This window comes from Streptomyces sp. 15-116A (assembly GCF_025290915.1).
In the GTDB taxonomy this organism is placed as follows: domain Bacteria; phylum Actinomycetota; class Actinomycetes; order Streptomycetales; family Streptomycetaceae; genus Streptomyces.
Map to the genome: position 1 here is coordinate 38,154 of NZ_JAOCQE010000017.1, position 12,109 is coordinate 50,262.

13 protein-coding genes and 1 pseudogene are annotated in these 12,109 nt (G+C 71.0%); 9 read left to right on the top strand and 5 right to left on the bottom strand.

Translation table 11 applies throughout. The annotated features are described in order from the left end of the window. Positions 1 to 9: 9 nt before the first annotated feature. Positions 10 to 771 carry a phosphoglyceromutase gene (locus tag N4P33_RS05835; protein ID WP_260825186.1) on the bottom strand — a complete coding sequence of 254 codons (762 nt, stop codon included), beginning with the start codon at positions 769 to 771 and terminating at the stop codon, positions 10 to 12. A gap of 150 nt (positions 772 to 921) precedes the next feature. Between N4P33_RS05835 and N4P33_RS05840 the strand changes: the two genes are divergently transcribed. Continuing rightward, positions 922 to 2,187: an MFS transporter gene (locus N4P33_RS05840; RefSeq protein ID WP_260825187.1), complete on the top strand. Its 1,266-nt coding sequence runs from the start codon at positions 922 to 924 to the stop codon at positions 2,185 to 2,187. A gap of 18 nt (positions 2,188 to 2,205) precedes the next feature. On the opposite strand, the gene N4P33_RS05845 is transcribed toward N4P33_RS05840, so the two are convergent. The 3 genes from N4P33_RS05845 to phoU form a co-directional block, all read right to left on the bottom strand. Continuing rightward, positions 2,206 to 2,457, bottom strand: coding sequence for an SCO4226 family nickel-binding protein (locus tag N4P33_RS05845; RefSeq protein WP_260825189.1), 252 nt, complete (start codon positions 2,455 to 2,457; stop codon positions 2,206 to 2,208). 138 nt (positions 2,458 to 2,595) lie between these two features. Next, positions 2,596 to 2,751, bottom strand: a complete 156-nt coding sequence (locus tag N4P33_RS05850) for a hypothetical protein (RefSeq protein WP_260825190.1) — start codon at positions 2,749 to 2,751, stop codon at positions 2,596 to 2,598. Positions 2,752 to 2,869: 118 nt separating this feature from the next. Further along, positions 2,870 to 3,550 (bottom strand): phosphate signaling complex protein PhoU, encoded by a 681-nt coding sequence (gene phoU / locus N4P33_RS05855; protein ID WP_260825191.1) that lies wholly within the window; start codon positions 3,548 to 3,550, stop codon positions 2,870 to 2,872. A gap of 211 nt (positions 3,551 to 3,761) precedes the next feature. Between phoU and N4P33_RS05860 the strand changes: the two genes are divergently transcribed. Both N4P33_RS05860 and N4P33_RS05865 read left to right on the top strand, forming a co-directional pair. Next, complete coding sequence (locus tag N4P33_RS05860; RefSeq protein ID WP_260825193.1) at positions 3,762 to 5,075, top strand: cell wall metabolism sensor histidine kinase WalK; 1,314 nt, start codon at positions 3,762 to 3,764, stop codon at positions 5,073 to 5,075. Beyond that, positions 5,072 to 5,752, top strand: coding sequence for a response regulator transcription factor (locus N4P33_RS05865; protein WP_004929857.1), 681 nt, complete (start codon positions 5,072 to 5,074; stop codon positions 5,750 to 5,752). The genes N4P33_RS05860 and N4P33_RS05865 overlap by 4 nt, the downstream gene beginning before the upstream one ends. Positions 5,753 to 5,824: 72 nt before the next feature. On the opposite strand, the gene N4P33_RS05870 is transcribed toward N4P33_RS05865, so the two are convergent. Further along, complete coding sequence (locus N4P33_RS05870; RefSeq protein WP_260825194.1) at positions 5,825 to 6,517, bottom strand: copper chaperone PCu(A)C; 693 nt, start codon at positions 6,515 to 6,517, stop codon at positions 5,825 to 5,827. A 613-nt stretch (positions 6,518 to 7,130) separates the two neighbouring features. Between N4P33_RS05870 and N4P33_RS05875 the strand changes: the two genes are divergently transcribed. From N4P33_RS05875 to N4P33_RS05900, 6 genes and pseudogenes are all read left to right on the top strand, one after another. Continuing rightward, positions 7,131 to 7,613 carry a CarD family transcriptional regulator gene (locus tag N4P33_RS05875; protein ID WP_003953493.1) on the top strand — a complete coding sequence of 161 codons (483 nt, stop codon included), beginning with the start codon at positions 7,131 to 7,133 and terminating at the stop codon, positions 7,611 to 7,613. 304 nt (positions 7,614 to 7,917) lie between these two features. Then, the gene (gene ispD, locus N4P33_RS05880; protein ID WP_260825195.1) at positions 7,918 to 8,694 is read left to right on the top strand and encodes a 2-C-methyl-D-erythritol 4-phosphate cytidylyltransferase; all 777 of its coding nucleotides are present in this window, start codon (positions 7,918 to 7,920) and stop codon (positions 8,692 to 8,694) included. Continuing rightward, complete coding sequence (gene ispF / locus N4P33_RS05885; RefSeq protein WP_260825196.1) at positions 8,684 to 9,178, top strand: 2-C-methyl-D-erythritol 2,4-cyclodiphosphate synthase; 495 nt, start codon at positions 8,684 to 8,686, stop codon at positions 9,176 to 9,178. The genes ispD and ispF overlap by 11 nt, the downstream gene beginning before the upstream one ends. A 137-nt stretch (positions 9,179 to 9,315) precedes the next feature. Next, positions 9,316 to 10,716, top strand: coding sequence for a cysteine--tRNA ligase (cysS, locus tag N4P33_RS05890; RefSeq protein WP_260825197.1), 1,401 nt, complete (start codon positions 9,316 to 9,318; stop codon positions 10,714 to 10,716). Positions 10,717 to 10,768: 52 nt separating this feature from the next. Continuing rightward, the gene (gene rlmB, locus N4P33_RS05895) at positions 10,769 to 11,710 is read left to right on the top strand and encodes a 23S rRNA (guanosine(2251)-2'-O)-methyltransferase RlmB (protein ID WP_260825198.1); all 942 of its coding nucleotides are present in this window, start codon (positions 10,769 to 10,771) and stop codon (positions 11,708 to 11,710) included. Positions 11,711 to 11,851: 141 nt separating this feature from the next. Next, a pseudogene (locus N4P33_RS05900) lies at positions 11,852 to 12,109 on the top strand (hypothetical protein); the annotation flags it as partial.

A 12,109-nucleotide genomic window follows, 5' to 3' on the forward strand; every position in this document is an offset into this window, starting at 1 on the left:
CGGTAGGACTTACTTCTTCTTGCCCTGGTTCTTCACGGCCTCGATCGCCGCTGCCGCCGCCTCCGGGTCGAGGTACGTGCCGCCGGGGTTGACCGGCTTGAAGTCCGCGTCCAGTTCGTAGGACAGCGGGATGCCCGTCGGAATGTTCAGGCCCGCGATGTCCTCGTCCGAGATGCCGTCCAGGTGCTTGACCAGGGCGCGCAGGCTGTTGCCGTGGGCGGCGATCAGGACCGTGCGGCCGGTGAGCAGGTCGGGGACGATGGCGTCGAACCAGTAGGGGAGCATCCGGACGACGACGTCCTTCAGGCACTCCGTCTGCGGGCGCAGCTCCGGCGGGAGCGTCGCGTAGCGCGGGTCGGAGAACTGGGAGTACTCGGCGTCACGGGGCAGCGGCGGCGGCGGGGTGTCGTAGGAGCGGCGCCACAGCATGAACTGCTCCTCGCCGAACTCCGCGAGCGTCTGCGCCTTGTCCTTGCCCTGCAGGGCACCGTAGTGGCGCTCGTTCAGACGCCAGCTGCGGTGGACCGGGATCCAGAGGCGGTCGGCGGACTCCAGGGCGAGCTGCGCGGTGCGGATCGCGCGCTTCTGGAGGGACGTGTGGACCACGTCAGGAAGCAGGCCGGCGTCCTTGAGCAGCTCGCCGCCGCGCGTCGCCTCCTTCTCGCCCTTCGCGGTGAGGTTGACGTCCACCCAGCCGGTGAACAGGTTCTTCTCGTTCCACTCGCTCTCGCCGTGGCGGAGGAGGATCAGCTTGTACGGTGCGTCGGCCATGGGGCCGAGCGTAATCGACGGCCGGTGCCCGCCGCGCGGCCCGCCCGGTGGGCGGACGCTTGATGGGATCTGTTAATTGAGTGGTCCCTCCGTGCCCTCACTTCGTAAGTTGTGCCTGCCGTTCCAGCCGCTTACATCCCGGGGGGTCCCATGTCTGCCGTCGTCCGTGCGAGACGCGCCGTCCGCGAGACCGTCTCCGGGCTGCCCCCGGCGTTCTGGTGGCTGTGGACCAGCACCCTCGTCAACCGCCTCGGTGCCTTCGTCGCCACCTTCATGGCGCTGTACCTCACCCTGGACCGCGGCTACTCCGCCACCTACGCCGGTCTCGTCGCCGCACTGCACGGGCTCGGCGGGGTCATCTCCTCCCTCGGCGCCGGTGTGATGACCGACCGGCTCGGGCGGCGGCCCACGCTGCTCGTCGCGCAGGCGTCCACCGCCGTGTCCGTGGCGGCGCTCGGCTTCGTGCACCACCCCGTCGCCATCGCCGCCGTCGCCTTCCTCGTCGGGATGGCCTCCAACGCCTCCCGGCCCGCCGTGCAGGCGATGATGGCGGACATCGTGCGGCCCGAGGACCGTATCCGCGCCTTCTCCCTCAACTACTGGGCCATCAACCTCGGCTTCGCCGTCTCCTCCATGGCCGCCGGTTTCATCGCCGAGTACAGCTACCTCGCCGGGTTCCTCATCGAGGCCGCGATGACGATGGTCTGCGCGATCGTCGTCTTCGTGAAGCTGCCCGAGTCCCGGCCCGAGCGCAGCGCCGAGGCCGCGGCGAAGGAGAGCTCCGTCTCGCTGGTCACCGTGCTGCGCGACGGGCGGTTCATGAGCGTCGTCGGCCTGTCCTTCCTCATCGCGCTGATCTTCCAGCAGGCCTCGGTCGGGCTGCCGGTCGCAATGGGTGAGGCCGGGTTCACCCCGGCCGACTACGGAATGGCCGTCGCCGTCAACGGTGTGCTGATCGTCGCGCTGCAGATCCCGGTGACCCGGTTCATCCAGCACCGCGACCCCGGGCGGCTGCTGGTCATCTCCTCCGTCCTCGCCGGGTACGGCTTCGGCCTCACCGCCTTCGCCGGATCCGTCGGCGTCTTCGCCCTCACCGTGTGCGTGTGGACCCTCGCCGAGATCGTCAACGCGCCGACCCAGACCGGACTCGTCGTACGGCTCTCCCCGGTGCACGGACGCGGCCGCTACCAGGGCATGTACACCATGTCCTGGTCGGTCGCCGCCCTCGTCGCCCCGCTGATGTCGGGCTTCGTCATCGACCGCCTGGGCGCCGAGTGGCTGTGGGCGGCCTGCGCCGTCATCGGCACGGTGGCCGGCCTCGGGTACGCCCTGCTGATGCGCCGCCTGCCCGCCGAGGAACCGGCGGCAGGCGCCGCCAAGGAGCAGACGGTACGACCCGAGGTCACCGCGACCTGAACGAGCCCGGGGATCCGCTCACAGCGACAACGGCACCGGGTGGATCTCGTCGGGCAGCCGGCCGCTGGTGCGCTCGTGAACGCGCTGAACCGCATCGGCGGACGGCCCGTCGGTGAGGCAGTACACCGTGCCGGACTCCGGGTCGGCCCAGACGTGCTGGAACCGGACGCCCATTTCCTCCTCCAGCTCGGCCTCGGCCTTCATCGCCTCCCTGAGCTGGTCCTCCGTGATGCCCTGAGCGCCGTGGTGGACATCCATGAACTGCGTCATGGCTCGCGCCTCCTTCTCGTCCCCGCTGTGGCATCCGCTCCTTCCATCTTCGTCCCGTACGGTGCCCACGGCATGCCGAAGGACCCCGGCGATCACATCGCCGGGGTCCTTCGGGTTCGTGGTGAGAGCCCTGCCGCGTCAGCCGCACTGGCAGGGGTTGCCCGACTGGCACCCGCACCCGCAGCCCGAGCCGCAGCCGCAGGCGGCGATCAGGGTGAGGTTCCTGATCTCGGCGGGCTGCTCGGTCTCGCGCTCCTGCGTGGGGTCGGGCGTGGTGCTGGGGGATTCGGACATGGGTCCCTCCTCGAGGCCGGTGCCTCCATTGGACGCCCGCCCCGCCGGGCGCATCAACGGCGCACTGAGGCTCACGCACGCCCCGCCCCAGCCACCGCACGCCCGCCCGCAGAGCCCTCTACGCCTGGATCTCCTGCTGCATCTCCGCCTGGATCTCGTCCGCGTGCTCACCCGTCACCAGGTACACCACTCGCTTCGCGACCGACACCGCGTGGTCGGCGAAACGCTCGTAGTAGCGGCCCAGCAGGGTCACGTCGACGGCCGTCTCGATGCCGTGCTTCCAGCGGTCGTCCATCAGGTGCTGGAACAGCGTGCGGTGCAGCAGGTCCATCGCGTCGTCGTCCTGCTCCAGCTGGAGCGCCAGGTCGACGTCCTTGGTGATGATCACCTCCGCCGCCTTGGCCATCAGCCGCTGCGCGAGCTGGCCCATCTCCAGGATCGTCGCGTGCAGGTCGCGCGGGACCGCGTGCGACGGGTAGCGCAGCCGGGCGAGCTTCGCCACGTGCTGGGCGAGGTCGCCGGAGCGCTCCAGGTCGGCTGACATTCGCAGCGAGGTGACCACGATCCGCAGGTCGGTCGCCACCGGCTGCTGCCGGGCCAGCAGGGCTATCGCCCGCGCCTCCAGGTCGTGCTGGAGCTCGTCGACCCTCTGGTCGGCCTCGATCACGCTCTCGGCCAGCTTCAGATCCGAGTCGAGGATGGCGGTCGTGGCGCGCCCGATCGCCGACCCGACCAGCCTGGCCATCTCCACCAGACCGTCGCCGATCGAATCCAGTTCCTCGTGGTACGCGTCCCGCATCAGGCTTCCTCTCGTACGCAATCATTCAGACGGGCCCTGGGCCCTGGGGCCGGGGCTCTCCCCCACGCTCCCACGGTCCGTCCCGTACGCGTCCGTTTCCGTCACCCCAAATGAACCATCCCTGGCTCCAAGGTGAACTCTGGGCGACGAGTGTTCGAGCACGGCCCCCGGCGGCTGTGGCCACCGCCTGAGCCGTGCCTAACCTGGAGGCATGGACGTGAACGCGGCGGTCGCCGCAGCGGCAGCGATCGCCGGAGTGCTCACCGGCGTCATCGCCATGCTCGCGGTCCGTTTCAGCGAGCGCGAGCAGAAGCGCCCCACCCGCAGCTCCCTGCACACCGACCCGGTGCTCCCACCGGGCGTGGACACCGTCCTGTCCGTACTGCGCTCCTCCGCCGTCGTCCTCGACGAGGGCGACGGTGTGGTGAAGGCCAGCTCCGCCGCGTACGCCCTCGGGCTGGTCCGCGGCGGCAAGCTCGCCGTGGAGCCCATGCTGCGGATGGCCCGCGACACCCGGCGCGACGGCGAGATACGCCAGGTCGAGCTGGACCTGCCCCGGCGCGGCACCGGGCGCGGCGAGGCCCTCGCCGTCTCCGCCCGCGTGGCCCCGCTCGGCTCCCGCCTCGTGCTGCTGCTGGTCGAGGACCTGACCGAGGCCCGCCGCATCGAGGCGGTCCGGCGCGACTTCGTCGCCAACGTCAGCCATGAGCTCAAGACCCCCGTCGGCGCCCTGTCCCTGCTGTCCGAGGCGGTCATGGACGCCGCCGACGACCCCGAGGCCGTGCAGCGCTTCGCCGGCCGCATGCAGATCGAGGCCACCCGGCTCACCAACCTGGTGCAGGAGCTCATCGACCTCTCCCGGGTGCAGAACGACGATCCCCTCGAGGACGCCGAGCCCGTCCGGGTGGACGAACTGGTCGCCGAGGCCATCGACCGCTGCCGCCACGCGGCCGGCACCAAACAGATCACGATGGTCTCCGGGGGCACCGACGACCTGGCCGTGTGGGGACACCGCGGCCAGCTCGCCGCCGCGCTCGGCAACCTCGTCGAGAACGCCGTCAACTACTCACCCGCCCGCACCCGCGTCGGCATAGCGGCCCGCAGGGTCGCCCAGCCCGGCGGGGACCTGATCGAGATAGCGGTGACCGACCAGGGCATCGGCATCTCCGACAAGGACAAGGAGCGCATCTTCGAGCGCTTCTACCGTGTCGACCCGGCCCGCTCCCGCGCCACCGGCGGTACGGGACTCGGCCTCGCGATCGTGAAGCACGTGGCCGCCTCGCACGGCGGCGAGGTCACGGTGTGGAGCGCCGAGGGCCAGGGCTCGACGTTCACCCTGCGGCTGCCTGAGGCCGGTGCGGTCCGTGACCGCGCCACCCACCAGCAGTCCGGCCGGGACACCTCCGACGGCTTCGACGGCGAGGCCGGCCGGTCGCATCCCGCTTCCTCCGCTTCCCCCCACGCCGTCCCACCATCCGATACATCCGCGTACGAACCGCTTCCCTCCCCGGAGGTCCTTCCGTGACCCGAGTGCTCGTCGTCGAGGACGAGGAGTCCTTCTCCGACGCCCTGTCGTACATGCTCCGCAAGGAGGGCTTCGAGGTCGCCGTCGCGACCACCGGGCCCGACGGACTCGACGAGTTCGAGCGCAACGGCGCCGACCTCGTCCTCCTCGACCTGATGCTGCCCGGGCTGCCGGGCACCGAGGTGTGCCGCCAGCTGCGCGGCCGCTCCAACGTCCCCGTGATCATGGTGACCGCCAAGGACAGCGAGATCGACAAGGTGGTCGGCCTGGAGATAGGGGCCGACGACTACGTCACCAAGCCCTTCTCCTCCCGCGAACTGGTCGCCCGTATCCGTGCCGTGCTGCGCCGCCGCGGCGAGCCCGAGGAGGTCACCCCCGCCGCACTGGAGGCCGGCCCCGTCCGCATGGACGTCGACCGGCATGTGGTGACCGTCGGCGGCACCAAGGTCGACCTGCCGCTGAAGGAGTTCGACCTGCTGGAGATGCTGCTGCGCAACGCCGGCCGCGTCCTGACCCGGATGCAGCTCATCGACCGCGTCTGGGGCGCCGACTACGTGGGCGACACCAAGACCCTCGACGTCCACGTCAAGCGCCTGCGCGCGAAGATCGAACCGGACCCGGGCGCGCCGCGGTACCTGGTGACGGTCCGGGGGCTCGGGTACAAGTTCGAGCCGTAAGCCGGCAGTGCCCACAGCAAGAAGGGCGGGACCCCTGTGGAGGGGGCCCGCCCTTCTCGCGATAACGGCCGGTCAGTGACCGGCGGCCTGCTCGCTCGCGGAGGCGGCGTCGGACGGGGTGCCCGACGGGGCGCCGGACTCCCCCGCACCGGCACTCTCGCCCGCACCCGCGGACTCCCCGGCGTCCGGCGTCTGCGAGGCCTCCCCGGAGGCTCCCGCCGACGGCTTCGCCGAGGCGCCCGGCGCGGCCGGCTCCTGGCTCGGGCCCCACTCCTCGTAGAAGTTCTCGGCCGGGAAGACGAACGCGCGCAGGCTCACGTCGCCGGTCCTGCTGAAGGTGAAGGTGACCCGCTGCGCGTTGCCGTCCTGGACGCTCTCGCGGCTGGCGGGCAGGACGGCGGAGGCGTTGCCCTCGCCGCCCAGGATCAGCCGGCCGCCCGCCGGGATGGTCAGGCTGCCGCCCTCGGCGGGGGACAGCTCGGCGGTCTTGCCGGTGCCGGGGACGGTGATCGACTCCAGCGTCTCGGGCGAGTCGCCCTCGTTGAACAGCGTGGCGGAGACGACGGCCGGGCCGGTCGACTCGCGCTCGGCCGGCGTGATGACCGTGGCGTTCTGGACCTTGATGTTGCCGACGGTCGTGGCCGCGTTGTCCGGCCGGACCTGAAGCGTCTGTGCGTTGTTGCCGGCCGCGCACGCGGAGAGCGAGGCGATCGAGAGGGCGATGGCGGCGGCGGCGAGGGCGCCGCGTCGAAGGCTGCTGCTCACGGCGGCGGCAACTCCTTGACTCGAGCGTGGCGACGGTGAAGCCGCCTGGAGGGTCGGTAAGCGTCTGTCAGCGGCCTTAGGTTACCGAGCCGTTCCTCCCCGCCCGCACCCGACCCTCCCCGGGGCCGCGGGCGTTCCCCCGACAAGCCCCACCCGAGCGCCCCGCGCGCACTCCTTCGGCATTCACATATCGCGTGCGCGCAATTCTCGAAGGAATGCACGGACTCGGGTCCCGGAATTGATCACACGGTGGATCGCCGGCGGTTGCTCCACGCGTGCCGTGATCTCGTGTGTGATCCCCCTTGTGATCAATTCCGGAATCGGCCGGAACGCGGCTCGGGTCACCGAACGGAGTACCGGAACTCGAGCACATGGAACCGGACATATGTGGACGTTCGTCCGCTCGTGCGGCCCTCCGGATCCATGTGACGTGCGCGTTTCACCCGCCCCGAAGAGCCGCTCCGACCTGCGAATACCTGCTTCCGCTCAGCCCGCGCAGCACGTTCATGTTGCGCTTGTCAAGCCCCGAGAATGGCCCTGACCTGCGAAAACGCCATTCAGAAGACGGCGTATCCGTGTTACCCTGGATAGCCACGGAAGGGGTACCTGTCACATGACGTTCAAGGTTGGCGACACCGTGGTCTATCCCCATCACGGGGCCGCGCTGATCGAGGCCATCGAAACTCGCCAGATCAAAGGCGTGGACAAGACCTACTTGGTGCTGAAGGTCGCCCAGGGTGACCTGACGGTACGTGTGCCAGCGGACAATGCGGAGTTCGTCGGCGTGCGTGATGTGGTCGGTCAGGACGGGCTGGACCGGGTCTTCGAGGTGCTGCGCGCGCCGTACGCCGAGGAGCCCACGAACTGGTCGCGTCGCTACAAGGCAAACCTGGAGAAGCTCGCCTCGGGCGATGTCATCAAGGTCGCGGAAGTCGTACGTGACCTGTGGCGTCGCGAGCGTGAGCGCGGACTGTCCGCCGGCGAGAAGCGCATGCTCGCCAAGGCGCGTCAGATCCTGGTCAGCGAGCTCGCTCTCGCGGAGAACACCAACGAGGACAAGGCCGAGGCCCTGCTCGACGAGGTTCTCGCCTCCTGACCCGAGGCGGAGCCTGATCGCTCAGCGCCGCGCTGCTCCACACAGCTGTCGCACGCTGCGCCTCATCATGCCGCGGTGCCCGATGACACAGACAATGTCGCCGGGCGCTGCGGCATGTGTGTACCCGGAGAATGTGGTGTCTTCACGCCCCGACCCCGATGTGCCGCCCCCGGGCGGTCGGCTCGACCAGAGTCACGGAAGGGGCTGGTCAAATCGTCACGCCCGGCACTCCCTCCGCTGCGGAGCGAAGGGTACGCCCAGGCCATACCCAGGTAGCCCGAGCACACAAACCTGACAGGAACCGATGTCTGCCGATCCGCTCCCCGCGCCCTCGCCGAGCCCCCAGACCGGCCGTCCGGCGGCCCGAACCGCGGCCGTGATCCCGGCCGCCGGCCGGGGCGTGCGCCTCGGACCCGGCGCCCCCAAGGCGCTGCGCGCCCTCGGCGGCACGCCCATGCTGATCCACGCGATCCGCGCCATGGCCGACTCCCGTGCCGTCTCCCTGGTCGTCGTCGTGGCCCCGCCCGACGGCGCCGCCGAGGTCAAGACCCTCCTCGACGCCCACGCCCTGCCCGAGCGCACCGACTTCCTCGTCGTCCCCGGCGGCGACACCCGCCAGGAATCGGTCAGGCTCGGCCTCGACGCGCTCCCGCCCGACTACGACATCGTCCTCGTCCACGACGCGGCCCGGCCGCTCGTCCCCGTGGACACCGTCGACGCGGTGATCGAGGCCGTCCGCGACGGAGCCGTCGCCGTCGTCCCCGCACTGCCCGTCTCCGACACGGTCAAGCAGGTGGAGCCCGCCGCCACCCCCGGCGACCCCGAGCCCGTGATCGCCACCCCGGACCGCTCCCGGCTGCGGGCCGTGCAGACACCGCAGGGCTTCGACCGCGCCACCCTCGTGCGCGCCCACGAGACGGTCACCGACAACGTCACCGACGACGCGAGCATGGTCGAACAGCTCGGCCTCACCGTCGTCACCGTCCCCGGCCACGAGGAGGCCTTCAAGGTCACCCGCCCCCTCGACCTGGTCCTCGCCGAGGCGGTCCTCGCCCGCAGGAGGCTCAACGATGGCTTCTGAGCCGTACCCGCTGCCCCAGGTCGGCATCGGCACCGACATCCACGCCTTCGAGGAGGGCCGCGACCTGTGGTGCGCCGGCCTGAAGTGGGAGAACGAGGGGCCGGGCCTGGCCGGCCACTCCGACGCGGACGTCGTCGCTCACGCCGCCTGCAACGCCCTCTTCTCCGCGGCGGGCCTCGGCGACCTGGGGCAGCACTTCGGCACGGGCCGCCCCGAGTGGTCCGGCGCGTCGGGCGTGGTCCTGCTGACAGAGGCCGCGAGGATCGTCCGCGAGGCGGGCTTCCGCATCGGCAACATCGCGGTACAGGTGGTCGGGCCCCGCCCGAAGATCGGCAAGCGCAGGGACGAGGCGCAGAAGGTCTTGTCGGAGGCGGCAGGGGCTCCGGTCTCCGTATCGGGCGCGACCACGGATGGTCTGGGCTTCCCGGGACGCGATGAGGGCCTCATGGCAGTGGCAACAGCCCTGATCATCAAAGCAACGTGACCGGACTTACCTAAAGGGGCGCGGGGCTGCATCTGATATGCGGCTCCGCCGCGTGGGCGCGACCAGCCCCCACCGGCCCGCACCCGACAAACGACCGAAGACACACCCACACCCCCAAGCCCACTACCCTGGATGCCGTGACTATTCGCCTGTACGACACCCACGCCCGGCAGATCCGTGACTTCACCCCGCTCAAGCCGGGCTGTGTCTCGATCTACCTCTGCGGTGCCACCGTGCAGGCGGCACCCCACATCGGCCACATCCGCTCGGGCCTGAACTTCGACATCATGCGCCGCTGGTTCGAGTACCGCGGCTACGAGGTGACGTTCATCCGCAACGTCACCGACATCGACGACAAGATCATCGCCAAGTCGGCCGAGCAGAACCGCCCCTGGTGGGCCATCGGCTACGAGAACGAGCGGGCCTTCACCGACGGCTACCACGCCCTCGGCTGCCTGCCCCCGACGTACGAGCCGCGCGCCACCGGCCACATCACCGAGATGGTCGAGATGATGCGCGGCCTCATCGAGCGCGGCCACGCCTACGAGGCCGACGGCAACGTCTACTTCGCCGTCACCTCCTTCCCGGAGTACCTCCAGCTGTCCAACCAGGAGCTGGACAACCTCCTGCAGCCCTCCGGCGAGGGCGAGACCGGCAAGCGCGACCCCCGCGACTTCGCCATGTGGAAGGCCGCCAAGCCCGGCGAGCCCAGCTGGGAGACCCCGTGGGGCCGCGGCCGCCCCGGCTGGCACCTGGAGTGCTCGGCGATGGCGCACAAGTACCTCGGCAGCGCCTTCGACATCCACGGCGGCGGCCTGGACCTGATCTTCCCGCACCACGAGAACGAGATCGCCCAGGCCAAGGCCTACGGCGACGAGTTCGCCCAGTACTGGGTGCACAACGCTTGGGTCACCATCGCCGGCGAGAAGATGGCGAAGTCGCTCGGCAACTCGGTGCTCGTCTCCGAGATGGTCAAGCGCTGGCGCCCCATCGTGCTGCGCTACTACCTCGGCACCCCGCACTACCGCTCGATGATCGAGTACAGCGAGGAGGCCCTGCGCGAGGCCGAGTCCGCGTTCGCGCGGATCGAGGGCTTCGTGCAGCGCGTCACCGAGCTGGCCGGGGGGGTCGTCGAGCCGTCCGCCCAGGTGCCGCCCGCCTTCGCCGAGGCGATGGACGACGACCTGGGTGTCCCGCAGGCGCTCGCGGTGGTGCACACCACCGTCCGGCAGGGCAACAGCGCGCTGGCCGCCGACGACAAGGAAGCGGCCGTCGCCCGCCTCGCCGAGGTCCGCGCCATGCTCGGCGTGCTCGGCCTGGACCCGCTCGACCAGCACTGGGCCGGCGAGGGCGACCGTGGTGAAGACCTCCACGGTGTGGTCGACACCCTCGTCCGCATGGTCCTCGACCAGCGCGAGGCCGCCCGCGCTCGCAAGGACTGGCCGACCGCGGACGCCATCCGCGACCAGCTGAACCAGTCGGGCCTGGTCATCGAGGACAGCCCGCAGGGCCCGCGCTGGAGCCTCGGCCCGCGCTGACCACCACCCACCCCGCACGTACACACACCACTCCACGAAAGACGGAAACCTCATGGCCGCGAACAACCGCCGCATGTCCGGCAAGAAGGGCGCGCAGGTCGGCAGTGGCGGCAAGCGGCGCCGGGGCCTGGAAGGCAAGGGGCCCACGCCCCCCGCCGAGATGCGCAAGGGGCACGCCAAGCAGCGTGCCGCCCAGGCCAAGGCGCGCCGCGCCCAGGGCCGTACGCAGGGCCGGCGCGGCGGCGGCCGCTCCGCCTCCGAACTCGTCGTCGGGCGCAACCCCGTCGTCGAGGCGCTGCGCGGGGGCGTGCCCGCCTCCACGCTGTACGTCCAGCAGTTCATCGACAGCGACGAGCGGGTCCGCGAGGCGCTCCAGCTCGCGGCCGAGCGCGGCGGCATCAACCTCATGGAGGCGCCCCGCCCCGAGCTGGACCGGATGACCAACGGCCTGAACCACCAGGGCCTGGTCCTGCAGGTCCCGCCGTACGAGTACGCGCACCCCGAGGACCTCGTCGCGAACGCCCAGGACGAGGGCGAGGACCCGCTGATCGTCGCCCTCGACGGTGTCACCGACCCGCGCAACCTCGGCGCCGTCGTCCGCTCCGTCTCCGCCTTCGGCGGCCACGGCGTGGTCGTGCCCGAGCGGCGCGCCGCCGGGATGACCGCGGGTGCCTGGAAGACGTCCGCCGGTACGGCGGCCCGTACGCCCGTCGCCCGCGCCACCAACCTGACGCGCGCTCTGGAGGCGTACAAGAAGGCCGGGATCGCCGTCGTCGGTCTCGCCGCCGACGGGGAGGACGAGATCGGGGAGCTGGAGGCGCTGGACGGGCCCGTCGTCATCGTCGTCGGCAGCGAGGGCAAGGGGCTGTCCCGGCTGGTCGGGGAGACCTGCGACTTCCGCGTGCGGATCCCGATGCCGGGTGGCGCGGAATCGCTCAACGCCGGTGTGGCCGCGGGCATCGTGCTGTACGAGGCGGCGCGCCGCCGCGGCTGAGCCGGACCGGGCCGCGCGCCTGTACGCACGTTCGGCGACCTCACCCACATGGTGGATTCCGGGTGGTCCGGGCAGGCTTGACGCGGCCCGGACACTTCCGGCGCGGTGAGGCAGTGTCCTAACGCCACATCACTCGGTTAGATGAGTGTGGACACCAGAACACCCCGCACACCCACGGGGGACCGCTCGTCGGGACTCGACGACGCTCCCGCGCTGAGCATGGTGAAGGTGCCGAGCGATCCGGCGCAGATCATCGTCAATCACGCCAGCTTCCGCGTGCAGCTGGGCGCTTCGGCGCGCCGCGCGGCCTCGCCGCGGATCGCACGGTATGCCGCCGCCGAGGACACCGCGCGCGTCCCCGTCGTCACCACCATGGGCGCCGCGGGCCCGGCCGCCGCC

What these genes read in the sequence shown, in the direction of transcription:
- N4P33_RS05835 (WP_260825186.1), bottom strand. Translation starts at nt 771, where the DNA reads ATGGCCGACGCACCGTACAAGCTGATCCTCCTCCGCCACGGCGAGAGC.
- N4P33_RS05840 (WP_260825187.1), top strand. Translation starts at nt 922, where the DNA reads ATGTCTGCCGTCGTCCGTGCGAGACGCGCCGTCCGCGAGACCGTCTCC.
- N4P33_RS05845 (WP_260825189.1), bottom strand. Translation starts at nt 2,457, where the DNA reads ATGACGCAGTTCATGGATGTCCACCACGGCGCTCAGGGCATCACGGAG.
- N4P33_RS05850 (WP_260825190.1), bottom strand. Translation starts at nt 2,751, where the DNA reads ATGTCCGAATCCCCCAGCACCACGCCCGACCCCACGCAGGAGCGCGAG.
- phoU (WP_260825191.1), bottom strand. Translation starts at nt 3,550, where the DNA reads ATGCGGGACGCGTACCACGAGGAACTGGATTCGATCGGCGACGGTCTG.
- N4P33_RS05860 (WP_260825193.1), top strand. Translation starts at nt 3,762, where the DNA reads ATGGACGTGAACGCGGCGGTCGCCGCAGCGGCAGCGATCGCCGGAGTG.
- N4P33_RS05875 (WP_003953493.1), top strand. Translation starts at nt 7,131, where the DNA reads ATGACGTTCAAGGTTGGCGACACCGTGGTCTATCCCCATCACGGGGCC.
- ispD (WP_260825195.1), top strand. Translation starts at nt 7,918, where the DNA reads ATGTCTGCCGATCCGCTCCCCGCGCCCTCGCCGAGCCCCCAGACCGGC.
- ispF (WP_260825196.1), top strand. Translation starts at nt 8,684, where the DNA reads ATGGCTTCTGAGCCGTACCCGCTGCCCCAGGTCGGCATCGGCACCGAC.
- rlmB (WP_260825198.1), top strand. Translation starts at nt 10,769, where the DNA reads ATGGCCGCGAACAACCGCCGCATGTCCGGCAAGAAGGGCGCGCAGGTC.